Here is a 21,680-nt window from a genome sequence, read left to right as displayed (position 1 = left end):
CTCCGCAGGTGACGCCTGCGTGAGCATGAAGGAGATTCCTGATGTCGATGGAAAAGGTGGAGTTCGGCAGCGACGGGTACCGGCTGACCGGCGACCTTCACCTGCCCGAGCCCGGGACCGGCCGCGGCGCGGTGGTGCTGACCGGGCCGTTCTCCGGGGTGAGGGACCAGGTCACGGGTTACTACGCGGAGCGGTTCGCGCAGCGTGGATATGTGGCCCTGGCCTTCGACCACCGCAACTGGGGTGACAGCGAGGGCGAACCGCGTCAGCACGAGGACGCCTCCGCGAAGGTCTCGGACCTGCGCAACGCGGTCGGCTTCCTGGCCTCCCGGCCGGAGGTCGACCCCGACAAGATCGCGCTGTGCGGGGTGTGCCTGGGCGGGATCTACTCGGTGCAGCTCGCCGCGTTCGACCCCCGGGTCAAGGCCGTCGCGTTGATCGCGGCCGCCTACAACAACCCCGCGCTGATCCGTGACCGGTTCGGCGCGGAGAACTTCGCGGCGCTGATGGCCCAGTTCGCGCAGATAGCGCAGCGGCAGTCCGACACCGGCGAGATCGAGTACTGGCCCGCCGTCAACCCCGAAGGCATGCCCGCGGGGAACCCCGGCCCGGAACCGTTCGAGTATTACGGGACGGAGCGAGGGGCCCGGCCCGGCTGGGAGAACCGCTGCACCGCGCTGTCGGTGCTGCAGGAGCTGGCGCTGGACGTCGACTCCTACCTGCCGCTGGTCTCCGCTCCTCTGCTGATCGTGCACGGCACCGGCGACCAGGCCATTCCCGTGGCCGACGCGCAGGCCGCCTTCGCGGCGGCGCCCGAGCCCAAGGAACTCTTCCTGCTCGACACCGGCAACCACATCGAGTTGTACGACGACGACCGTTACGTAATCCCTGCCATTGATTGGACTGTCTCGTTCTTCGACAGGAGCATGTGATGCGTTACCGACTGCTTGGCCGCACCGGTCTGCGGGTGTCGGACATGTTCCTGGGAACGATGACCTTCGGACAAGAGTGGGGATGGGGCGCCTCCGTCGAGGAGTGCCGCAAGATGTTCACCGCCTACGCCGAGGCGGGCGGGAACGTGATCGACACCGCCAACCGGTACACCGAGGGCAGCAGCGAGCGGATCGTCGGAGAGCTGCTCGGCTCCGACCGCGACCGCTTCGTGCTGGCCACGAAGTACACCCTGACCATGGACGGCACCGACCCCAACGCCAGTGGCAACCACCGGAAGAACCTGGTCCGTTCGGTCGAGGCCAGCCTGCAACGGCTGGGCACCGACTACCTCGACCTGTTGTGGGTGCACATCTGGGATCCCAACACGCCCGTCGAGGAGACCATGCGGGCCCTCGACGATCTCGTACGAGCGGGCAAGGTGCTGTACGTCGGGATCTCCGACGCGCCCGCCTGGCTGATCGCCCAGGCGAACACCATCGCCGAGTTCCGCGGGTGGACCCCGTTCGCCGGCCTCCAACTGCCCTACAGCCTCGTCAAACGCGACATCGAGCGAGAACTGCTGCCCATGGCCGCAGCCCTGGAACTGTCGGTGGCCGCGTGGTCGCCGCTGGCCGGAGGCGTCCTGTCGGGCAAGTTCACCAGGAGCGGCGCCGAGGGCCCCTCCCGGGTCGAGCGGGCCACCGTCTCCGAACGCGACCTGGCCGTCGCCCGTACGGTGGACGCCGTGGCCGACGAACTCGGCGTGTCCTCGTCGCAGGTCGCCATCGCCTGGACGCGAGCGCACCGGCCCTGGATCCACCCGATCCTCGGCGCCCGCACCCTGGACCAGCTGACCGACAACCTCGCCGCGATCGACCTGGACCTGCCCGAAGGGGCGGTGAACCGGCTGGAGGAGGCCGCCGCGATCGAGCTGGGCTTCCCGATGGAGTTCATCCTGGACACCACGGCCGACTTCGTCTACGGACCCAGCGGGAAACAGGTCGACGGCCGCCACGCGGCAGGTCCCGTTCGTTCCCGCTGACCGATCCCCAATGAAGAGGAGCCTCCCATGAGGTCTGTTCGTCATGCCCTGCTGACCGGCGTCCGCCGGCTCTCCCTGGCCGCCGTGGTGGGTGCCGTTCTGACCACCGTGCCTGCCACCGGCGCGAACGCCGACGATTGCGACCAGGCCTGCCAGATCGACTGGGCCTGGACCGCCCAGCGGCAGAACGCCCTGCCTCGCACCGCCTTCTACGATGCGCCCGACCCGCTGCCGTGGGCACCGGGCGGGACCCTGATCCGCGCGGAGACCACCTCCGACTACGTGGTGGAGGACAAGCCGGTCGAAGCCGTCCGCGTGCTGTACCACTCGCGTACCTCCCGGGGCCGGGACGTGGCGGCCTCCGGCGTCGTCCTGGTGCCGCAGGACCGCCCGCGACCGGCCGGTGGCTGGAAGGTGGTCGTGGACGCGCACGGTGCCAGCGGCATCGCGGCGGGCTGCGCGCCGTCGCTGATGCGCGACCTCTACCACGGCAACCAGATGGTCCGGTTCCTGGAGCAGGGGTACGCGGTGGTCGCCCCGGACTACGCGGGCCTGGGCACGACCGGCCGTCCGGAACTGCTGAACAAGGCCGCCGCGGCGGAGGACATCGCCGGAGCGGTCCGGTCCGCGCGCCAGGCGGTGCCAGGCCTGTCGGGCGAGTGGGTGCTGTGGGGCCACTCGCAGGGCGGCGGCGCCGCACTCGCCTTCGCCGAACGCCAGCTGACCCGCCCGGTGCCGGGCTACCGGGGCGTGGTCGTCACCTCGCCCGCCGCCGACCTGCCCACCCTGGCCGCCCACGTCGCCACGACCGTCCCGTACGGCGGATTCGCCCCGCTGCTGGCTCAGGGCGCCGCGTACAGCGACCCGACGATCGACGCCGGACGCCTGCTGACCCCCGTCGCCGTGGCCCGCATGGACGGCGCCAGGAACGGCTGCCTGGGTGTGGCCACCGCGGTCTACGCGGATCTGACCGGGCCGGCGCTGATCAAGCCGGGCTACTCCGGCGACCCGCGCTTCACCCGATACCTGCGCGACAACAGCGTCGGCCAGAAGCGCGTCGCAGGACCGGTGCTGTTCCTGCAGGGCGGCGCGGACACCGTCACCCCCGAATCGGTCAACACCAAGGTCGCGGCCGAACTCCGCGGTACCGGCACCCAGGTCACCTACCGCGTCTACGACGGCCTGGAGCACGACACCTACGGTGCCGCGACCGGGATCGACGACGGCGCGATGGCCGACATCCTCGCCTGGGTCGGGGCCCGCTTCGCCGCCGGCTGAAGCCCTCCGAGTGCCCGCGGGCAGGCCTGGCCCGGCCGCTCACCGTCGCGGCGAGAACCCGAGGACCAGCCGGAACGGGCCCGGGTAGCGGATCGGAAAGGGCCTGGTGAGGTGGCGGTGTCGGTGGGAACGCTCACCGACAGGCCGGGCAGGAGCCATTCGGCCGACCCGATCTCGGGGCGGCAGTCCGCCTCGAACTCCATCGCGCCGTTCGGTGGCCGTTGGCCACCTCGGGGCGCCGCACGCCGTGCGGGCCCCGGGTGGCTGCGGAGGCCGGGGTTCAGACCCAGGTGGGGAGGGAGGCCTCGGCGTAGCGGCCGCCGAAGCCGCCGGTGGGCAGGATCGCCGCGATGGCGTCCAGGTCGGCGGGGGTGAGGACGAGGTCGGCGGCGGCGGTGTTCTCCTCCACTCGCTCGGGGGTGCGGGTGCCCGGGATCGGCACGATGTCCTTGCCCTGGGCGAGGATCCACGCCAGCGCGAGCTGGGCGACGGTGGCGCCCTTGCCGGCGGCGAGCTCCGACAACTGCCGTACGGCCTCGACGTTCTTCTCGAAGTTGCCCGGCTGCCAGCGCAGGTCGTGGTTGCGCATGTCGCCCTGCTCGTAGGATCCGGCGGGCTGGGCGGTGCCGGTCAGGAAGCCGCGGCCCAGAGGGGAGTAGGCGACGAACCCGATCCCCAGCTCCCGCAGCGTCGGGAACAGCTGCTCCACGTCCCGCTCGAACAGCGAGTACTCGGTCTGCAGGACCGACACCGGCTGCACGGCGTGGGCTTTTCGGATCGTCTCCGGCCCGGCCTCGGACAGGCCGAGGTACTTCACCTTCCCGGCCTCGATCAGCTCCCCGACGGCCCCGGCGACGTCCTCGATCGGCACCTTCGGGTCGACCCGGTGCTGGTAGAGCACGTCCACGTGGTCCACGCCGAGGTGGCGCAGGCTGTTGTCGAGCACCTCGCGGATGTGCTCGGGACGGGAGTCGGTGCCGTAGTCGCGGGTGAACCCGAACTTGGTGGCGATGGTGATCTCGTCCCGGAACGCCGCGACGGTCTTGCCGACCAGCTTCTCGTTCTCGCCCCACCCGTAGAGCTCCGCGGTGTCGAAGTGGGTGACGCCCAGCTCGTGGGCCCGCTGGATCGCGGCCGCCCCACCGGCCTCGTCGGCGGGCCCGTAGGCGAAGGAGATGCCCATCGATCCGAAGCCGATGGCTGAGGCGGCCAGACCCTGACGGCCAAGAGTGCGCTCCTGCACGGCAATCCCTCCAAAATCAAACCAAACCGTTTGGTACGAACGTTTCTCACACTACTCGCCGGATCGGCGAGGTCAAACCGAACGGTTCGGTTGACTACAGTTGGGGCATGGCCAGCACCGATTCCACCCACGACCGGATCATCGCCGCCGCCCGCGCGGAGTTCGCCCAGCACGGGATCGCCGGCGCCCGCGTCGACCGGATCGCCAAGGCCGCCAGCACCAGCAAGGAACGCGTCTACGCCTACTTCCGCAGCAAGGAAGGGCTCTACGAGCACGTCGCCTCCGCCGAACTCGTCGCCGCCGCCGACGCCGCGCATCTGGACCCCGCCGACCTGCCCTCCTATGCCGGCCAGCTGTTCGACTACTTCACCGCCAACCCCGACCGGCACCGGTTCATCCTCTGGGGCCGCCTGGAACGGGCCGCCGCACCCAGTGAGGTTCCCGCCGCCTACACCGGCGCCGTCCTGCGCACGCTCCCCACCAAGATCGAGAAAATCCGGGCCGCCCAGGCCGACGGCGATCTCGATCCCGCCTGGGATCCCATCGACATCCTGGCGCTGGTCGTCCAGATCGCCATGACCTGGATCGACCAGACCGAACTCGGCGCCGTCGCCCCCCGTACCGCCGCCGACCCCAGCCCGGCCGCCCGCCGCGCCGCCGTCATCCGCGCCGTCGCCACGCTCTTCCCGCCCGCCACTCCTCGCGAACGGACAGAGACCCCGACGACCGGCTGACGTGCCTGCCGGCGGCCCGCGCCGCATTGCCCGCGCAAGTGAAAGTTTCACAGAAGTCACCGGTCGGAAACTGCGTAATTTGCGGCGGATAAAGAGTTAATTTGTCGCCTACAGGAAGGGCCGTGCCGCCGCGCCGGTTGACGGGTCGCAGTAAGGGCTTTACGTTCCTGCAGAGATGTTAGCGCGAACAATCAGCGCAGGCCGTACGCGGAAAATCAGCGACTCTGGACACTTTTGCTGCCGATCCTAGGCCGAGGCGCATTCCGAAGATGGGAGCGCTCCCAAAGCACATCAACAGCCACGAGGAGGAGAGATGACGCAAGGTCGGAACGAGCCCGCCGGCGGCGAGCGGCGATCGCTGAGCCGGAGAACCGTCCTGGCGACGATGGGGGCCCTGCCGGTCCTCACGGCCGCGACACCGGCCGCGATGGCTGCCGCCGCCGCGGTCATCGACGCGTCGGTGCAGCGGCAGACGATACGGGGCTTCGGCGGCATGACCCACACGGCCTGGATCGGCGACCTGACGGCTGCCCAGCGGGACACGGCGTTCGGCACCGGTGAGGGGCGGCTGGGGTTCTCCGTGCTGAGGATCCCCGTCCCCGAGAACCAGGCGGACTGGGGCCGCGATCTGGCGACGGCCAGGCGCGCGAGCGAGCTCGGGGCGGCCGTCATCGCGTCGCCGTGGAATCCGCCCGCCCGCATGGTCGAGACCTTCGTCCGCGGCAGTCAGACCAACGCCAGACGCCTCAGATACGACATGTACGGCGCCTATGCCCAGCACCTGAACGACTTCACCACCTACCTGCGGAACAACGGGGTGAATCTGTACGGCATATCGGTGCAGAACGAGCCCGATTACGCGCATGACTGGACGTGGTGGACTCCCGCCGAAATGGTGCGGTTCCTGCGGGAGAACGCCGGCTCGATCGGCACCAGGGTCATCGCGCCCGAATCCTTCCAATACCTGAAGAACATGTCGGACCCGATCCTCAACGACTCCACGGCGCTCGCCAACGTGGACATCATCGGGGCCCACCTCTACGGCACATCGTTCGCGAACTTCCCCTATCCCCTCTTCAAGCAGAAGGGCGCGGGCAAGGAACTCTGGATGACCGAGGTCTACTACCCCAACAGCTCCGATTCGGCGGACCTGTGGCCGCAGGCGCTCGACGTGGGGGAGCACCTCCACCGCGCCATGGTGGAGGCGGAGTTCCAGGCGTACATCTGGTGGTACATCCGGCGCGGCTACGGCCCCATGCGTGAGGACGGCCAGATCAGCAAGCGCGGCGCCAACATGGCGCACTTCGCCAGGTTCGTCCGCCCCGGATACGTGCGGATCGAGGCGACGGCGAGCCCGGCGTCGAACCTCTACGTGTCGGCGTACCGGGGTGGCAGCTCCACGATCGTCGTCGTCGCCGTCAACAAGGGGACCTCCGCGGTGAGCCAGCAGTTCACCCTGAGGAACGGCACCGCGTCCAGGGTCTCCTCCTGGCTGACCGACGCGGGCAGGAACGTCGCACCCCAGGGCACGGCCGGCGTGTCGAACGGTTCCTTCACCGTCACGCTTCCCGCTCGAAGCGTGATGACCTTCGTGACCGCGTGACCCGGACAATCGGCGGAACCGACGCCAAGCCGGGAGGCAGGCTCACACCCGGTCGTGCGCGGCGTCGGTTCCTTCTGCCACGTCGAGCACGATGAGGGCGGCACGGGCGTCGACCACCGCCTGGGACGAGCGGAGGTCGAGGCCGGTGAGGGCTTCGATGCGGCGAAGGCGCTGGCTCACGGTGTTCGGGTGCAGGGTGAGGGCGCGGGCCGTCAGGTGGCGGTCCACGCCCGAGTCGAGGTAGGTGCGCAGGGTCCGCAGCAGCGCGGCTCCGTGGTCGTGGTCGTACCTGAGCAGGGCGCCGAGCGTACGGTCGGCGTACGCCCGCAGCCGCACGGGATCGCCGAGTTGCAGGAGGAGCCCCGCGACGCCGAGATCGTCGAGGGTGATCGTGCTGCCGCTCCGCCCGGCATGGCCGGCGACGGTGAGCGCGCCGCGTGCCGTGCGGTAGGCGTTCAGGAGGTCGCGCTGGGCCGGGTCGGACACGGCGACGGTGGCGTCGTCGACCCCGCGGGCGGAACGCACGCTCCGCCGGAGCGCGTCGGCGGCGGGTCTGCCCGCCGCGGGGCCGGTTGCGACGACGGGCCACAGGGCGACGATGACGTCGCGGTAAACCGCGACGAGCGGTCGGGGACGCACACCGGACGCGAGCGCGACGGCCTCGGTCAGCGCGCGCTGGACGGCGCCCGCCGGAGCCGGGCCCCCGCCCGTGGTCACCTGGGCGACCAGGGTGAGATGGTCCCGGACGAGATCGTGGCCGAGCAGGCCGGCGCGGTCGCGTACGGAGGGTGACATGGGGTCGGCACCGGCGAGGAGGTCGGCGAGGAGGTCGCCGCGCAGGTTCTGCTCGACCTCAAGGGCGGTGCGCCGGCGCAGGAGTTCGAGGGACAGCACGATGGAGGCGTGCTCGAGGGCCCGGCGGTCCAGAGGCGCGAGCGCGCCGGCCCGGCCGGGAACCCAGACCCGGGCGGCCACCTCCCCTTCGAGGACGACGTCGGCGACGACGTGCGGGCCCTGCTCGCGGACGAGCCCGCCCCCCTCGGCGCGCCGGCCGTAACCAGCATCACCAGGGAGATCGGGCGGACCTCCGGCCTCGGCGAGGACCTCGCCGCGTACGCCCTGGACCAGCACGGGAGCGCCGAGAAGATCGTGCAGGGCACCGGCGATGCCCTCGACCCCGCCCGCGCGTACGGCGACGCGCAGCAGGCGTTCGTGGATCTTCTCCGAGCGCATCACGAGGTCGCGCTGGTCGCGCAGATCGTCCAGCACCCGTGCCGAGGTGATGGCGAGGGCCGCGTGCTCGGCGAGCAACTGCAGCCGGTCGATCTCTTCGGGGCCGAACTCGTGCACGGCCGAGCGATAGCTGTTCAACGTGCCGATCACGCCGGAGGCGGTGACCAGGGGGACCGACAGCATGGACCGGTAGCCCTGCTCGCGGGCGACGCCGCCCCAGATGAAGTCGGGTTCGAGGGAGATGTCGGCGACCGCGCACGGCCGGCCCGACCGGTACGCCCGGCTGGACGGGGCGCCGCCGGACGCGTCGGCCTCCAGCCGGACCGGCCGGTCGGAGTTGACCCGGGCGACGTACTCCTCGGTGAGCCCGCTCCAGCCGGCGATCACGAGGTTCCGCTCCGCGGGGTCCGGCACGAGCACGCCGCAGAAGTCGAGCCCGAGCAGCTCCCGGGCGGTCGCGGCGACGAGGTCGAGGACGTCCCGCAGCCCCCTGCCGGCGTTGACCGCCGCCGTCAGGGCGCTGACCGCCGCCAGCCAGCTGCGCAGCTCCGTGGCATCTCCACCGTCCATGTCGTGAATGTACATCGCACCACTCAATGCCCGAAACAGTGTCATTTCGAACATGGTCGTGGCGACACTTCGCCGTAACACTGAGTTCATCGAAGTCGCACCACCGGAGGTCATGGCATGTCGAACTCCCCCGAGGAACCCAGGGACCGGCCGATCCTCGATCCGGCCACCGGCGCCGTGATCCGTACGGTGCCGGACAGCACCCCCGGCGAGGTCGACGCGGCGATCCGCCGGGCGCGGGCGGCGTTCCTGGACGGGCCGTGGCCGGCGCTGACCCGGAGCCGGCGGGGCCGGCTGCTGCTCCGCGCGGCCGACGTGATCGAGGAGGCCGCGGAGTCGCTGTACCGGCTGGAGACCCGCAACAACGGCCGGCCGGTCACGGAGACGCGCGCCCAGCTCTCCAGGGTCCCCGAGTGGTTCCGCTACAACGCCGGCCTGCTCGCCGCACAGCGCGACGCGGTGCTGCCGTCCGACGGCCCTTACCTCACCTACCAGCGCAGGGCGCCGCTGGGCGTCTGCGGCATCATCACGCCCTTCAACCACCCGCTGCTCATCCTGGCGCGCAGCCTCTCCGCCGCCCTGGCCACGGGCAACACGGTCGTGGTGAAGCCGTCCGAACTGACTCCTCTGTCCACGCTCGAACTGGTCGGCCTCCTGCACAAGGCGGGCCTGCCGGAGGACGTGGTCACCGTCGTGACCGGTGGTCGCGAGGTCGGCGAGCGGCTCACCGGACACCCGGACATCGCCAAGATCACGTTGACCGGCGGCACCGAGGCCGGTCGCGCCGCCGCCGTGGCGACCGCGGCGCGGTTCGCGCGCGTCACCGCCGAGCTCGGCGGCAAGACGCCGATCGTGGTCTTCGACGACGTCGATCCCGAGGTGGCCGCGGAGGGCGCGGCGTTCGCGGCCTTCGTCGCGGCCGGCCAGTCCTGCGTGGCCGGATCCCGGTTCCTCGTGCAGCGAAGCGTCTGCGACCGCTTCGTCTCGGCGCTGGCCCGCCGCGCCGAGGCGATCCGGATCGGCGCCCCGTCCGACGCTCGCACCCAGCTCGGCCCGATGGTGAGCGCCGCGCAACGGGACAAGGTCCTGCGGATGATCGCCGTGGGCGTGGAGGAGGGCGCGCGGCTCGTCGCGGGCGGCGGCGTCCCCGAGCTGCCCGAGCCGCTGAGCGGCGGCTTCTTCGTCCGCCCCACCGTCCTGGCCGGCGTCTCGAACGACATGCGGGTGGCGCAGGAGGAGATCTTCGGCCCGGTCGCCGTCGTCGTGCCGTTCGAGGACGAGGCCGACGCCGTCGCGAAGGCCAACGACAACCGGTACGGCCTCGGCGCCGGCGTCTGGACCCGCGATCTCGCCCGCGGACACCGCGTCGCGGACCGGATCGCGGCCGGGATGGTCTGGGTCAACGACCACCACCGCCTGGAGCCCTCGCTGCCCTGGGGCGGGATCAAGGAGTCCGGCACCGGCCGCGACGCGGGCGCCGAGTCCTTCGACGACTTCACCTGGATCAAGACCGTCGTGGCCCGCACCGCGCCCGACGACGTCGACTGGTACGGCGCGGACACGCCCGGCCGCCTCAACTGACCTCCGCACACCCCCCCGGCCAAGGAGAACGTCCATGCCGAACGAATCGCACACATCACCGCCCGGCCACTGGCGCGCCGAGATCACCCGCACGCAGTGGCTGGTCCTGGCGGGCACGACGATGGGCTGGGCCCTCGACGGGTTCGCGGCCAGCCTGTACGGGCTGGTCCTGGGCCCGGCGATGACCGAGCTGCTGCCGCACAGCGGCATCGCCGCGGACGCCGGAAGCATCGGCCTCTACGGCGGCCTCACCGTCGCGCTGTTCCTGCTGGGATGGGGCACGGGCGGCATCCTGTTCGGCATGCTGGCCGACCACTTCGGACGCGTCAAAGTGCTGTCGGCCGGCATCATCACGTACGCCGTGTTCACCGCGCTGGCCGCGTTCGCCGACACCTGGTGGCAGCTCGGCGTGTTCCGGTTCATCGCCGGCCTCGGGTCCGGCGTGGAAGCTCCGGTCGGCACCGCGCTGGTCGCAGAGGCCTGGCGCAACCGCCACCGGGCCCGGGCATCCGGCGTGATGATGTCCGGCTACGCCATGGGCTTCTTCATCGCCGCGCTGGCCTACGCCGTCCTCGGCGGGCACGGCTGGCGGCTGATGATGGGCATCGCCGTCATCCCCGCGCTGCTGGTGTACTTCATCCGCCGGCACGTCCCCGAGCCGCCGGAGATCAGCGGCAGCATCGCCGCGCGCCGGGAGCGGAAGGCCCGCGGGCACCGCACCGCGCAGGACCGGTTCGTGCTGCGGCGGCTGCTGACCCGCCCGTTGCTGAGGCACACGCTGATCGGGACCGGGCTGGCCACCGGTTCCCTGGTCGCCTTCTGGAGCGTCTCGACCTGGTACCCGCAGGTGATCCGGCAGGCGGCCGCGGCCGCGGACCTGCCCGCCGCCGTCGCCAACGAGCGCGTCGCGGTCGCGTCGATGCTGTTCAACGCGGGCGGCATCCTCGGCTACGCCAGCTGGGGCTTCCTCGCCGACGCGATCGGGCGCCGCAGGGCCTTCGCCACCAGCTTCGCGATCTCCGGCGCGAGCGTGGCGTTCCTGTTCCCCTTCTCCCACACCCACACCACGTTCCTGCTGGTCATCCCGATCGTCGGGTTCGGCCTGTACGGAGCCCTGTCGGGGATCCTCGTCTACGGACCCGAGCTCTTCCCGCCGAGCGTGCGGGCGACCGGCATCGCGCTCTACAACGGGATCGGACGCTACATCACCGCGAGCGGCCCGCTGGTCGCCGGCGTCGTCGCCGCCTCCTGGTTCGGCGGGGACCTCGGGCTCGCCACGACCTGCGTCGTCGCCGTCGGGATGCTGGGCTCGCTCGCCCTGTTCGCCGCACCCGAGACCCGCGGCGCCCCGCTCCCGGACGACCCCGTACCGGCCGCCCCGTCTAGCCATCCCGACCGCGACGCGGTCAACGCCGGAGAGGAGACCCGGTGACGTCCCGCTACGAAGGTGCCCGCGCCGCCGTCATCGGCGGCTCCATCGGCGGGCTGACCGCCGCCCTGCTGCTGCGCGACCTCGGGTTCTCGGTCGAGGTGTTCGAGCGCACCCCCATCCCGCTGGACGGGCGGGGCGGCGGGATCGTCCTGCAGCCCGACACCGTACGGTGGTTCACCGAGCGCAGTACGCAGAGCCTCGACGCTCTGAGCACCGCGACGGAGTACGTCCAGTACCTCGACCGCGACAACGGGATCGTGCACCGCGATCGGCGCCGCTGGACCCATACCTCCTGGGGCACCTTCTACCGGGGCCTGCTCGCGGACTTCGGCACCGACCACTATCACCTCGGGGAGTTCGCCTGCGGCGTCGCGCAGGAGGCCGAGCACGCCACCGTCCGGTTCGTCAGCGGCCGCCGGGCCGAGGCCGAGCTGGTCGTTTTCGCCGACGGCATCACCTCGACCGGCCGTCCCCTGCTCGATCCCGGCGCCCGGCTCGAATACTCCGGTTACATCGGGTGGCGGGGCACCGTACCGGAGCACGAGCTGAGCGGGACGACCCGCGCCCTGCTCGGCGACGCCATCTCCTACAGCGTGGTGCCGCACTCGCACATCACGCTCTACCCGATCCCCGGCGAGCGCGGCACGGGCCCGCGGGACCGGCTGATGAACTACGTCTGGTACCGCAACGTGCCGGCAGGCGGACAGCTCGCGGAGATGCTCATCGACAAGCGCGGCTTCACCGGCACCGTGTCCCTGCACCCGGGCCAGGTCCAGGACCGCTACGTCGAGGACATGCGCGAGGCGGCCTCCCGGTCGCTCGCGCCCGCCGCGGCCGAGGTCATCGCGGCCACCGAACACCCCTTCATCCAGGTGGTCTCCGACATCCGCGCCACGCGGATGGCCGAGGGCAGGGTGGCCCTGGTAGGCGACGCGGCCGCGGCGGCACGCCCGCACGCCGCCGCGGGCACCGCCAAGGCGGCCGCGGACGCCTGGGCGCTCGCCGACGCCCTCGCCGACGCCGACGGCGACATCCCCGCCGCCCTGCGCAAATGGGAGCCCGGGCAGCTCGAGCTCAGCGCCAGGCTGCTGGAGCGCGTGGTGGCGATGGGGGAACGCTCACAGGTCCACAACACCTGGACGCCCGGAGACCCCAGCCTGCGCTTCGGGCTCTACGGCCCCGGCCGCTGACACACAACCAGAAGAGGAGATGAGATGTCCGACACCGCTTCCCTGTCCGACCTGCCGCTGGCCGGCGACCTGGTGGCCACCGGCTTCGACGGCTGGTCCGACGATCTGCGCGCCGAGTTCGACGCGCACGCCCACGACGGCGAGGTGGGCTCGAGGCTGCTCAGCGAGACCGACCGGGTCCGGGTCTGGGAGATCAGGCTCGCGCCCGGCCAGCGCTGGCACGCCCATCGGCACGTCCTGGACTACTTCTGGACCGCGGTGAACGCCGGCCGCAGCCGCCAGCACACCAGTGACGGGACCACGCGCGAGGTCTCCTACTCCGCCGGTGAGACACGGCACTTCGTCTTCGGGGCGGGGCAGTACCTGTTGCACGACATCGAGAACGTCGGCGACACCGATCTCGTCTTCACCACCGTGGAGCACCTCGACAGCGCGAACGCGCCGCTCCCGCTGCCCGGGGCCGTTCGATGATCGGTCCCCTCGCGGGCGGCCCGATCGACGTCCACGCGCACTGGCTGCCGCCCGAGTTGTTCGGCCTCCCGCCGGGGGCGCCGTACGGCCCGTTGCACGACCGCGACGGTGAACTCCACCTCGGCGACGTCCCGCTGTCCATCCCGACCCGGGCGATGAGCGACGTGCCCGCGATCCTGGACGACATGGCCGCCGCCGGGATCGGGGTCCGGGTGCTCTCGGCTCCTCCGTTCGCCTTCCCGGTCGCCGGCCCCGCCGCACCGTACGTGGACGCCTTCAACGACGCGCTGGCCGGGGTCGTGAGCGGCTCGGGCGGGGCCCTGGCCGGGCTGGGCCTGGTGTCCCTCGACGACGCGGGAACGGCGACGGCGCAGCTCAAGCGGCTCGCCGCGGTGCCCGGGATCGCCGGGGTGGCCGTCCCGCCCGTGCTCGCCGGCGCTTCGCTCGACCGCGGCGTACTGCGGCACGTCCTCGGCGTCGCCGCCGCGGAGGGGCTGTCCGTGCTGGTGCACCCCATGCAGCTCCCGCGCCCGGAGTGGCGCGACCACTACCTCGCGAACCTGGTCGGCAACCCGGTCGAGACGGCCACCGCGGTCGCGGCGCTGCTGCTCGGCGGGGTCGTCGAGCAACTGCCGGACCTGCGGATCTGCTTCGTGCACGGCGGCGGATGCGCGCTCGGCCTGCTCGGCCGCTGGGACCACGGGTGGCGGACCCGCGCGGACGTGCGGCGCGACTCGGCCCGGCCGCCGGGCGAGACCGTGCGCTCGTTGTGGTTCGACACCGTCACCCACGATCGCGCGCTGCTCGGCCTGCTCACCGCGAAGGCCGGGAAGCAGGCCGTGGTGTGCGGCAGCGACCATCCCTTCGACATGGCGCAGCGCGACCCCGTCGGTTTCGCCGAGGCGGGTGGCCTCGACGCGGCCACGCTCACCGCCAACGCGCGCGCCTTCCTGGGGGCGCCGGCATGAGCACGCTCTTGAGCCCGCTGACGCTGCGCGAGCTCACCCTGCCGAACCGGGTGTGGCTGTCGCCGATGTGCCAGTACAGCGCCGGCCCCGACGGCGTACCGACGGACTGGCACCTCGTCCATCTCGGCGCCCGGGTGACAGGTGGCTTCGGGCTGGTGCTCACCGAGTCCACCGCGGTCTCGCCGGAGGGGCGGATCAGCCCGCGGGACACCGGATCGTGGCGGACTTCGCCGCCGCGACCCGGCGCGCGGCCGCGGCCGGCTTCGACGTCGTCGAGATCCATGCCGGGCACGGGTACCTGTTGCACCAGTTCCTCTCGCCGCGCGCCAACCGGCGGGCGGACCGCTACGGCGGCGGCTTCGACAACCGGGTCCGGCTGCTGCTGGAGGTGGTCGATGCCGTGCGCGGGGCATGGCCGGCCGAGCGCCCCCTGCTCGTCCGGGTCTCGGCCACCGACTGGGTGGAGGGCGGCTGGACGCCGGAGGAGACGGTCGATCTCGCCCGGCTCCTGCACGACCGCGGAGTGGACCTGCTCGACGTCAGCACCGGCGGGCTGGACCCGGACCAGCGGATCCCGGTCGGCCCCGGCTACCAGGTCCCGTTCGCCCGGCAGGTGCGGGACAAGGCGATGCTGCCGGTCGGCGCGGTCGGCCTGATCACCGGCCCGGACCAGGCCGAGACCGTGCTCGGCGAGGGCTCCGCCGACGTCGTCCTCCTGGGGCGGGAGGCACTGCGAGATCCGTCGTGGCCGCTGCGCGCGGCCGCCCGCTTCGAACCGGCCACTCTCCGGGACCGCTATCCGCGGCAGTACCTGCGTGCCGTCTGAGTCAGGTCGTCACACGGCGATCTTCTGCAAGCTCTTCCCCTTGGCGTCGGTGATGTCAAGCCTCAGCACGTCCGTTCCCGGGGATACTTGATGGCCCAGAGCCCGAGCCCCTGACTGACATTCCGGGCGAGGTTCGCCAGAAGCCTCCCCCCGTCCTTGGTGACGGCCGTCACTCCGTCTCACCCTTGCGGGGCGCGTCGCTCACCCACATCATCAGCGGTGGTACGGAGACGATCTTCCCTTGGGGGGATGCTTCTTCTTGGTTTCCGCGAGTCCCTTGTAGACGGGGATCGGCGCGACCGTGATCGTGACCGTGGCGGACGGCGTGGTGGGCAGGGCGGCGACGACGCTGTTCTGGCGCTCCGGCCATGGGTGAACCGGCCAGGCCAGGACAACGGCCGCGTCGGCCCCCACCGCCGACGTCGCGGCGACGGCGGCACGACGGCGTCTGCGCCGGGCGCGTCCCGTCGCCATGGCCCGGTTCACGTTCGTCCTGCTCGGCGGCCCCTCTTGCCGCGCCAGCGAGTCGAACACCTCTTTGACGTCCATCATGATTCCTCCGTACGTGTGAGACGGGACTCCGGCGCGTCGAGCAGCGAGCGCAGGGTGGCCAGGCCGCGGGCGGTCTGGCTTTGACGGTTCCGGCGGAGCAGCCCAGCGCGTGTGCGGTCTGCTCCACGCTCAGGTCGCAGTGGAAGCGCAGCACGAGGGTGGCGCGCTGGCGGGCGGGAACGGCGGCCAGAGCCCGGTTGATGTCCATGACCAGGTCCCGGTCGGCGCCCTCGGCCGGCCGGTCGGACGGAGTGGACGTCAGCCGTGCACCAGATCGTCGGTGCACCCCAGGAGATGCGTCCGGCCCGGGTGCAGGTTGCACCCGCGGAGGGCTTCCTACAGGATCCGGCGCCGATGACGGAACGGCCCCATTCGTCGAATACGGCGGATTCCCTTGAGCGATGCATACTGCATATGCATACTTGGTATCCATGTCGATCAGGCACGGCCTGCTGGCGCTGCTCAGCAGAGGGCCTCGGCACGGCTATCAGCTGCGGGTGGAGTTCGAGGCCTCGACCGGGGCGACCTGGCCGCTCAACATCGGCCAGGTCTACGCGACGCTGTCCCGCATGGAGCGCGACGGCCTGGTCGAGCCGGGCGAGTCGGACGAGCAGGGCCGGGTCGCCTACACGCTCACCGCGGCCGGCCGGGCGGAGCTGGCGCGATGGTTCAGCACCCCCATCGTCCAGTCCGACCGGCCGCGGGACGAGCTGGTCATCAAGCTGGCCATGGCCGTCGAGGCCAAGGAGGTGGACGTCGCCGAGGTCATCCGCCGGCAGCGTACGGCGACCATGCGCGCCCTCCAGCAGCTGACCAAGGCCAAGCGGGCTGTGACGGGAGGCGCGGCTCGGCGGCTGGTGCTCGATTCCATGATTTTCCGGGCCGAGGCTGAGCAACGGTGGCTGGACCACTGCGAGGCCGTTCTCAAGGAGGAAACATGACGGTCGTACGGCTGGCCGAGGTGGCCAGAGTCCACGGCGAAGGGGCGACAGCCGTACACGCTCTCAAGGGCGTGAGCCTGGAGGTCGACGCGGGGGAGCTGGTCGCGGTCATGGGCCCGTCCGGGTCGGGCAAGTCGACCCTGCTCAACCTCGTGGGCGGGCTGGAGCAGCCCACGTCGGGGACGGTGCACGTCGGCGATCAGGACCTGGCCACCGTACGCGACCTCGCGGCATTACGGCGGCGCAGCGTCGGCTACGTCTTTCAGGACCTCAACCTGATCCCGTCGCTGACGGCGGTGGAGAACGTGATGCTGCCGCGCGAGCTCGACGGCGTGCGCCCACGTCTCGCCCGCGAGGAGGCCATGGTCGTGCTGGCGGAGACCGGCGTGGAGGAGCTGGCCGACCGCTTCCCCGACGAGCTGTCCGGTGGCCAGCGCCAGCGGGTCGCGATCGCCCGCGCTCTGGTCGGCGAGCGGCGCCTGGTGCTGGCCGACGAGCCGACCGGTGCGCTCGACACGCGCACCGGCGATGAGATCCTGCAGGTCTTACGCGCCCGCTGCGACGCGGGCGCGGCGGTTTTACTCGTCACCCACGAGCCGCGCTACGCCGCCTGGGCCGATCGGGTGGTGTTCCTGCGTGACGGGATGGTCGCGGATTCCACGGACGTGCCGCTGGAGAGCGCCCGATGAGCGCCGTTCTGGTCGCGCTGCGCCTCGCCCGCCGCAACGCGTGGCGTTCCCGGGGGCGAAGCGCGCTCATCATGGTGATGATCGGCCTGCCTGTCCTGGTGATCACGGCGATGCTCACGCTCGCCGCGACCATGAGCGTCAGTCCGCGGGAGGGGCTGGTGGCCGAGCTCGGCGCCGCTGACGCCCTCCTCATGCAGGCACCCGAGGGTACGGTGCTCCGCCAGGAGCCGAACGGGACGAGCTGGAGCGGGGGCGGTGAAGGAGCGACCGTGCCCGGGCGCGGCGCCGCCGAGGTGGGGGCGCTGCTCGGACCGGGCACCCGGTTGATCCCGTTCGATGCAGGTGTGCTCCAACTGGGGACCGAGCGGGTCGAGGCGCTGCGGACCGACCTGCGCGACCCCCTCACCAAGGGGATGCGGACGCTGAGCGAGGGCAGGTTGCCCGCGGCCGCCCGCGAGGTCGCGGTGACCTCCGCGTTCGGCCTGCGGCCCGGCGATCTCCTGCGGCCGTCCGGCGCGGCGCCGCTGACGGTGGTGGGCGTGATCGAGCATCCGTACCGGCCCTCTCTGCGGCAGGTCGTGGGCCCCGATCTCCCGCTGGCGTCGGTGAATGAGTTCTGGTCTCCGGGCGAGAACGGCACCGGATGGCTCGCCGACACCGCCGAGCCCGTGTCCTGGACCCGCGTGAGCGCGCTGAACAGCGCCGGTCTGTACGTCACCTCGCGCGCGATGTTGACGGACCCTCGCACTTGGGCTCGTACCTCGGGCTTCGACGTCCAGTCCACGGTCGGGATCGGCGCCATGGTGATCATGGTGGTGCTGGTGACCGTGCTGCTGGCCGGGCCCGCTTTCGCGGTCGGGCTCAGGAGGCGGCGCCGGGAACTGGCCGAGATCGCGGCCCAGGGCGGCTCGGCCGCGCAGCTGCGGACGATCGTGGTGGCCGACGGACTGCTTCTCGGCGGGGCCGCCACCTTCGTGGCGACGGTGCTGGGCATCGGGGCGGGAACGCTCGGCGCCCCGATCATGGCGCGCTGGGGCGGACAGGCCGGCCCGCCGGAAGTGCCGTGGCCGCCGGTTCTGGCCGTCGCCGCGCTGGGCCTGCTCACCGGGATCGTGGCAGCGCTGGTGCCCGCCGTACAGGCGGCTCGGCAGAACAGCGCGGCGGTGCTGGCCGGCCGGACGCCCGCGGTGGCCGATCGGCCGGGATGGCCGCTGGCGGGGGCCGCGCTGGTGCTGGCCGGACTGGGGGCGACCGTGGTGGCGCGGCGCCAGCCGGGCTCGGTGTGGGTGCTCGCCTCCGCCGTGCTGGTCCTGCTCGGGCTGGTGGTGTTGACGCCGTGGCTGGTCCGTTGCACGGGGCGGCTGGCCGGGCGGTTGCGGCTCCCGCTGCGGATGTCCGTACGCGACGCGGTCCGCCACCGATCCCGTACGGCGAGCGCCGTGGCGGCGGTCATGGCGGTTACGGCCACCGTCGTGGCGGTGGGCATCGGCACGTACAGCGAGTACATGGACCAGCGCAACGCCTACACCTCGGCGCGCCCGACCGGCATGCTGGCGATCTGGGCCGGAAACATCGGCGACGCGGCCTGGAGCGGGCTTCGCGCCGAAGCCGCCCGCCAGTTGCCGGGCGTGCCCCTCGCCGCCGGTTACCAGGCGAAGGACGCCAAGGGCCACCGCTACGCGTTGCGGTACACGGTGCGATGGAACGGCACCCGCACGCGTCGCACGGCGGCCATCGGAGACCAGACCCTGCTCAGGCTCCTGCAGGGGCGCCATGATCCGCAGGCGGCCGCGGCACTGGCGAGCGGGAAGGCCGTGGTGTTCGATCCGGCCGCGCTGCGGGACGGCAAACTCGCGCTGCGGGCGAGCTCCACGTCCGGCCCCGCGCGCAAGCTCGACGTGCCGGCGGTGCTGGCCACCCCCGCCGACGAGCACCAGGGCGGCGCCCTGCTGCCGCGTGCCCTGGTGGAGCAGGCCGGCTTCGCGACGGCGGAGCGCCAGCTCTACGCCATGTACCGGCCGTCGGCGAACTCGACGCTGGCGCGTGATCTGGCCAAGGTGACCCCCCGCGTCACGGTCGCCTCCGAGGAGGGCTACCGCAACATGCCCGACCCCGCCCCCGGCCTGTGGGGCTGGCTCGGCGGCGCGCTCGTCCTCGTCGTCGGCGGCACGCTGGCCGCCACCCGCCTGGCGGCCGCCGACATGCGACCCGAGCGGGCGACGATGGCGGCCATCGGCGCCACGCCCAGGATGTCGCGGGCGGTCGTGGCAGGGCAGGCCCTCTACATCTCCGGGCTCGGCGCGCTGGTGGGGCTGCTCGCGGGAACGGTGACGGGCCTGGCCCTGACCCGGCCGATGACGACGCAGGGCGCCGGAGATCCCGCCACGATCGCGATACCGTGGCCGTTTCTCGTCGCCGTGGTGATCGGGCTGCCCGTTCTGGCGAGTGCGGCGGCGCTGATCACCCGGACCAGGCTGCCCCTCGCCCGCCGGCTCCTGTGACACGGATCGGCTGGGCGATCGCTCAGCCTTCGGCCAGGGGTGCGCCTCGGTAGGCGCGCCAGAGGGCGAGGTCGTAGCCGAGGCCCAGGGCCGCGCCGAGCAGCAGCGGAGCTCCCAGCGCGGCCAGGGTGCCGGTCAGCAGCGTGGTGGCGGCGATGGGAGCGGCCGAGACGGCGATGCTGCGGGCCATGCTGGTCATGCTGGCGGCGGCCGTGCGGTGTGCGGTGGGAACGACCGCGGCCGTGAAGGCCTGCCGCGCCGGTACGTCGATCTTGGAGACCGTCTGGCGGAGCAGCAGCAGGGTGACGGCGGTGGCGAGGTTCTGGGCGAACGGGATGCAGGCCAGCAGCAGGTTGGCCGCCGTGTGCGGAAGGAGCATGGTGGCCAGCAGGCCGCGCCGGGCGGCCAGCAGCGGCGCGGTGAGCTGGGCCAGGGCCGGCAGCAGGTTGGCGGCGAAGAACACCAGGCCGAGTTGCGTGGTGGTGGCGCCGTAGCGGTGGGCGAACCACCAGGCCAGCACGGCCTGGACGGCCAGCCCGCCGGACAGGGCGTCCAGGGCGGACAGCCCGGCCAGCAGGCGGACCTGGCCCGGCACCCGCACGCGGTGCCCGCTCCGGTCGGGTTGTGCGGCCTCGGGGGCCTCGGCCTGCGGCGACAGGTGCCAGAACAGCGTCACGGTGCCGGCCGCCAGGACCGCGTACAGGGCGAAGGCGGCGTCCGGGGCCGATGTCCACGTCTGGAGCCCGAGGGCGGCGGCGGCCAGCCCGCCCAGCGCGCCGGATGCCATGGCGGTGACGTTGTAGCAGGTGAAGATGGCCGTATGGCGGGCCGGGGGGCAGTTCTGGGCGAGGATCGCCTGCTCCACCCCGGAGAACGGGGTGTTGTCGTTGGTGGAGGGCGAGATCGTCCCGATGAAGGCGGCGGCGACCAGCACGGGGTAGGACTCGCTGAGCGCGAACACGACGCCGGTCACCGCCATCAGGCAGCCGCACGCGATCAGCGTTCGCCGCCGTCCCCACACGTCGGCGAACAGGCCCAGCATCAGGCTCGCGAACACCGAACCCGCGGCGGCCACGGCCAGCAGCAGCCCGGTCTGCCAGGGCGCGTCGCCGTCCTGGGCGAGCAACTCGGCCAGGAGCACGCTGGTGCATCCGTACCCGAAGGTCCGCAGGGCCCGGGCCGCGATGACCAGCAGACCGTTGCGTCCCACTTCGGCGGGAAATCTGCCCCTGAGCTGCGCATTCGGCATGCGGCATGATGGCGCGGGCGATACCCCTGGCACATGGCGAACGCGCGAAAACAGGCAAAGATCTTCCTGCGACTGTCCGCACGCTCACGACCGAGCCGGGCACCCGAGCGGGGGGTGCCCGGCGCCTGGTTCAGCCGTCTTCGGGCTCGGAGGCGTCGCCCTTGCCCTCCTGCTCGTGCTGGTCGTCCGCCTGGCCCTGCTTGCCTTCCTGACCGTTGTCGTCGTTGCCGTCCTCGGCTTCGGACTGCTCGCCGCCCTGGTCGTCGTTGCCGTCCTCGGCCTCGGCCTCGGCCGCCTGGCCCTGCTCGTCTTCCTTGGTGCCCTCGTCGGGCTCCGCGCTCTCCTGGGGCGTGGCGGCCTCGTTCTCGGTGGGGGCGGCGGAGGACTGGGTGGGGGCGGGGCTCTGGCCGGTGGAGGAGGCGAACGCGGCGGCTCCGCCGCCCGCGACGAGGACGGCCACGGTGGCGAGTCCGGGGATGAGCATGGACTTACGCATTGACATATCTCCGATGCGTTGACGTCGTACTGACCCCGTCAGTCTGCGCAAACGTGGGACAGCGGAAGGTTCGGCCATTCATAACGCGGGGTTAATCCTGGTCCGAAGCCGGGCGGAAAGCGTCCCAACAGCGGGTTAGCGGGGCGTT

18 protein-coding genes and 2 pseudogenes are annotated in these 21,680 nt (G+C 72.0%); 14 read left to right on the top strand and 6 right to left on the bottom strand.

Features of this window, described 5'->3' with window-relative positions; all coding sequences use genetic code 11:
- Nucleotides 1-41: 41 nt before the first annotated feature.
- Genes AB0L65_RS27145 through AB0L65_RS27135 form a run of 3 tightly spaced genes read left to right on the top strand, consistent with a single transcriptional unit; the run spans nt 42 to nt 3,253 of the window.
- Complete coding sequence (locus AB0L65_RS27145) at nt 42-932, top strand: alpha/beta hydrolase (RefSeq protein ID WP_364250345.1); 891 nt, start codon at nt 42-44, stop codon at nt 930-932.
- Nucleotides 932-1,975: an aldo/keto reductase gene (locus AB0L65_RS27140; RefSeq protein WP_364250342.1), complete on the top strand. Its 1,044-nt coding sequence runs from the start codon at nt 932-934 to the stop codon at nt 1,973-1,975. Before AB0L65_RS27145 ends, AB0L65_RS27140 begins: the two co-directional genes overlap by 1 nt.
- A 27-nt stretch (nt 1,976-2,002) precedes the next feature.
- The gene (locus AB0L65_RS27135) at nt 2,003-3,253 is read left to right on the top strand and encodes an alpha/beta fold hydrolase (protein ID WP_364250339.1); all 1,251 of its coding nucleotides are present in this window, start codon (nt 2,003-2,005) and stop codon (nt 3,251-3,253) included.
- A 280-nt stretch (nt 3,254-3,533) separates the two neighbouring features.
- Here the strand turns inward: AB0L65_RS27135 and AB0L65_RS27130 are convergent, their stop codons facing one another.
- Nucleotides 3,534-4,496, bottom strand: coding sequence for an aldo/keto reductase (locus tag AB0L65_RS27130; RefSeq protein ID WP_364250336.1), 963 nt, complete (start codon nt 4,494-4,496; stop codon nt 3,534-3,536).
- Nucleotides 4,497-4,603: 107 nt separating this feature from the next.
- Between AB0L65_RS27130 and AB0L65_RS27125 the strand changes: the two genes are divergently transcribed.
- Together AB0L65_RS27125 and AB0L65_RS27120 are read left to right on the top strand one after the other, a co-directional pair.
- Nucleotides 4,604-5,230: a TetR family transcriptional regulator gene (locus tag AB0L65_RS27125; RefSeq protein WP_364250333.1), complete on the top strand. Its 627-nt coding sequence runs from the start codon at nt 4,604-4,606 to the stop codon at nt 5,228-5,230.
- 313 nt (nt 5,231-5,543) lie between these two features.
- Nucleotides 5,544-6,833 carry a glycoside hydrolase family 30 beta sandwich domain-containing protein gene (locus tag AB0L65_RS27120; RefSeq protein ID WP_364250330.1) on the top strand — a complete coding sequence of 430 codons (1,290 nt, stop codon included), beginning with the start codon at nt 5,544-5,546 and terminating at the stop codon, nt 6,831-6,833.
- A 42-nt stretch (nt 6,834-6,875) separates the two neighbouring features.
- Here AB0L65_RS27120 and AB0L65_RS27115 read toward each other — a convergent pair whose 3' ends face one another.
- A complete protein-coding gene (locus AB0L65_RS27115; protein WP_364250327.1) occupies nt 6,876-8,636 on the bottom strand; it encodes a GAF domain-containing protein in 1,761 nt (586 codons plus the stop codon).
- Nucleotides 8,637-8,753: 117 nt separating this feature from the next.
- On the opposite strand from AB0L65_RS27115, the gene AB0L65_RS27110 reads away from it, so the two are divergent.
- The 6 genes and pseudogenes from AB0L65_RS27110 (at nt 8,754) to AB0L65_RS27085 (ending at nt 15,104) form a co-directional block, all read left to right on the top strand.
- Nucleotides 8,754-10,217 carry an aldehyde dehydrogenase family protein gene (locus tag AB0L65_RS27110; protein ID WP_364250324.1) on the top strand — a complete coding sequence of 488 codons (1,464 nt, stop codon included), beginning with the start codon at nt 8,754-8,756 and terminating at the stop codon, nt 10,215-10,217.
- Nucleotides 10,218-10,251: 34 nt separating this feature from the next.
- On the top strand, nt 10,252-11,649 hold the full coding sequence (locus tag AB0L65_RS27105) for an MFS transporter (RefSeq protein ID WP_364250321.1): 1,398 nt from the start codon (nt 10,252-10,254) through the stop codon (nt 11,647-11,649).
- The gene (locus AB0L65_RS27100) at nt 11,646-12,839 is read left to right on the top strand and encodes an FAD-dependent monooxygenase (protein WP_364250318.1); all 1,194 of its coding nucleotides are present in this window, start codon (nt 11,646-11,648) and stop codon (nt 12,837-12,839) included. The genes AB0L65_RS27105 and AB0L65_RS27100 overlap by 4 nt, the downstream gene beginning before the upstream one ends.
- A gap of 24 nt (nt 12,840-12,863) precedes the next feature.
- A complete protein-coding gene (locus AB0L65_RS27095) occupies nt 12,864-13,310 on the top strand; it encodes a hypothetical protein (RefSeq protein WP_364250316.1) in 447 nt (148 codons plus the stop codon).
- Entirely contained in the window at nt 13,307-14,278 is a 972-nt protein-coding gene (locus tag AB0L65_RS27090) for an amidohydrolase family protein (RefSeq protein ID WP_364250313.1), read from the top strand. The genes AB0L65_RS27095 and AB0L65_RS27090 overlap by 4 nt, the downstream gene beginning before the upstream one ends.
- Nucleotides 14,275-15,104 (top strand): annotated as a pseudogene (locus AB0L65_RS27085) (NADH:flavin oxidoreductase/NADH oxidase). Before AB0L65_RS27090 ends, AB0L65_RS27085 begins: the two are co-directional and overlap by 4 nt.
- A gap of 213 nt (nt 15,105-15,317) precedes the next feature.
- On the opposite strand, the gene AB0L65_RS27080 reads toward AB0L65_RS27085, so the two are convergent.
- Both AB0L65_RS27080 and AB0L65_RS27075 read right to left on the bottom strand, forming a co-directional pair.
- Nucleotides 15,318-15,656 carry a hypothetical protein gene (locus tag AB0L65_RS27080; protein ID WP_364250470.1) on the bottom strand — a complete coding sequence of 113 codons (339 nt, stop codon included), beginning with the start codon at nt 15,654-15,656 and terminating at the stop codon, nt 15,318-15,320.
- A gap of 130 nt (nt 15,657-15,786) precedes the next feature.
- Nucleotides 15,787-15,864, bottom strand: a pseudogene (locus tag AB0L65_RS27075) (SigE family RNA polymerase sigma factor); the annotation flags it as partial.
- A gap of 223 nt (nt 15,865-16,087) precedes the next feature.
- On the opposite strand from AB0L65_RS27075, the gene AB0L65_RS27070 reads away from it, so the two are divergent.
- From AB0L65_RS27070 to AB0L65_RS27060, 3 genes are read left to right on the top strand one after another with little or no spacing between them, the layout of a single operon-like run.
- Nucleotides 16,088-16,597, top strand: a complete 510-nt coding sequence (locus tag AB0L65_RS27070) for a PadR family transcriptional regulator (protein WP_364250310.1) — start codon at nt 16,088-16,090, stop codon at nt 16,595-16,597.
- Nucleotides 16,594-17,286: an ABC transporter ATP-binding protein gene (locus AB0L65_RS27065; protein ID WP_364250307.1), complete on the top strand. Its 693-nt coding sequence runs from the start codon at nt 16,594-16,596 to the stop codon at nt 17,284-17,286. The genes AB0L65_RS27070 and AB0L65_RS27065 overlap by 4 nt, the downstream gene beginning before the upstream one ends.
- Complete coding sequence (locus AB0L65_RS27060) at nt 17,283-19,787, top strand: FtsX-like permease family protein (protein WP_364250304.1); 2,505 nt, start codon at nt 17,283-17,285, stop codon at nt 19,785-19,787. Before AB0L65_RS27065 ends, AB0L65_RS27060 begins: the two co-directional genes overlap by 4 nt.
- A gap of 22 nt (nt 19,788-19,809) precedes the next feature.
- On the opposite strand, the gene AB0L65_RS27055 is transcribed toward AB0L65_RS27060, so the two are convergent.
- Nucleotides 19,810-20,997, bottom strand: coding sequence for an MFS transporter (locus tag AB0L65_RS27055; RefSeq protein WP_364250301.1), 1,188 nt, complete (start codon nt 20,995-20,997; stop codon nt 19,810-19,812).
- 169 nt (nt 20,998-21,166) lie between these two features.
- On the bottom strand, nt 21,167-21,532 hold the full coding sequence (locus AB0L65_RS27050; protein WP_364250298.1) for a hypothetical protein: 366 nt from the start codon (nt 21,530-21,532) through the stop codon (nt 21,167-21,169).
- Nucleotides 21,533-21,680 lie beyond the last annotated feature (148 nt).

Origin of the sequence: Nonomuraea sp. NPDC052116 (assembly GCF_040680035.1) — a bacterium.
Classification (GTDB): Bacteria; Actinomycetota; Actinomycetes; order Streptosporangiales; family Streptosporangiaceae; genus Nonomuraea; species Nonomuraea angiospora_A.
The sequence above is the reverse complement of the archived record's forward strand: the minus strand, read 5'-3'. Positions and strand labels throughout refer to the sequence as shown.

What these genes read in the sequence shown, in the direction of transcription:
- AB0L65_RS27145 (WP_364250345.1), top strand. Translation starts at nt 42, where the DNA reads ATGTCGATGGAAAAGGTGGAGTTCGGCAGCGACGGGTACCGGCTGACC.
- AB0L65_RS27140 (WP_364250342.1), top strand. Translation starts at nt 932, where the DNA reads ATGCGTTACCGACTGCTTGGCCGCACCGGTCTGCGGGTGTCGGACATG.
- AB0L65_RS27135 (WP_364250339.1), top strand. Translation starts at nt 2,003, where the DNA reads ATGAGGTCTGTTCGTCATGCCCTGCTGACCGGCGTCCGCCGGCTCTCC.
- AB0L65_RS27125 (WP_364250333.1), top strand. Translation starts at nt 4,604, where the DNA reads ATGGCCAGCACCGATTCCACCCACGACCGGATCATCGCCGCCGCCCGC.
- AB0L65_RS27120 (WP_364250330.1), top strand. Translation starts at nt 5,544, where the DNA reads ATGACGCAAGGTCGGAACGAGCCCGCCGGCGGCGAGCGGCGATCGCTG.
- AB0L65_RS27115 (WP_364250327.1), bottom strand. Translation starts at nt 8,636, where the DNA reads ATGGACGGTGGAGATGCCACGGAGCTGCGCAGCTGGCTGGCGGCGGTC.
- AB0L65_RS27110 (WP_364250324.1), top strand. Translation starts at nt 8,754, where the DNA reads ATGTCGAACTCCCCCGAGGAACCCAGGGACCGGCCGATCCTCGATCCG.
- AB0L65_RS27105 (WP_364250321.1), top strand. Translation starts at nt 10,252, where the DNA reads ATGCCGAACGAATCGCACACATCACCGCCCGGCCACTGGCGCGCCGAG.
- AB0L65_RS27095 (WP_364250316.1), top strand. Translation starts at nt 12,864, where the DNA reads ATGTCCGACACCGCTTCCCTGTCCGACCTGCCGCTGGCCGGCGACCTG.
- AB0L65_RS27090 (WP_364250313.1), top strand. Translation starts at nt 13,307, where the DNA reads ATGATCGGTCCCCTCGCGGGCGGCCCGATCGACGTCCACGCGCACTGG.
- AB0L65_RS27080 (WP_364250470.1), bottom strand. Translation starts at nt 15,656, where the DNA reads ATGATGGACGTCAAAGAGGTGTTCGACTCGCTGGCGCGGCAAGAGGGG.
- AB0L65_RS27070 (WP_364250310.1), top strand. Translation starts at nt 16,088, where the DNA reads ATGTCGATCAGGCACGGCCTGCTGGCGCTGCTCAGCAGAGGGCCTCGG.
- AB0L65_RS27065 (WP_364250307.1), top strand. Translation starts at nt 16,594, where the DNA reads ATGACGGTCGTACGGCTGGCCGAGGTGGCCAGAGTCCACGGCGAAGGG.
- AB0L65_RS27060 (WP_364250304.1), top strand. Translation starts at nt 17,283, where the DNA reads ATGAGCGCCGTTCTGGTCGCGCTGCGCCTCGCCCGCCGCAACGCGTGG.
- AB0L65_RS27050 (WP_364250298.1), bottom strand. Translation starts at nt 21,532, where the DNA reads ATGCGTAAGTCCATGCTCATCCCCGGACTCGCCACCGTGGCCGTCCTC.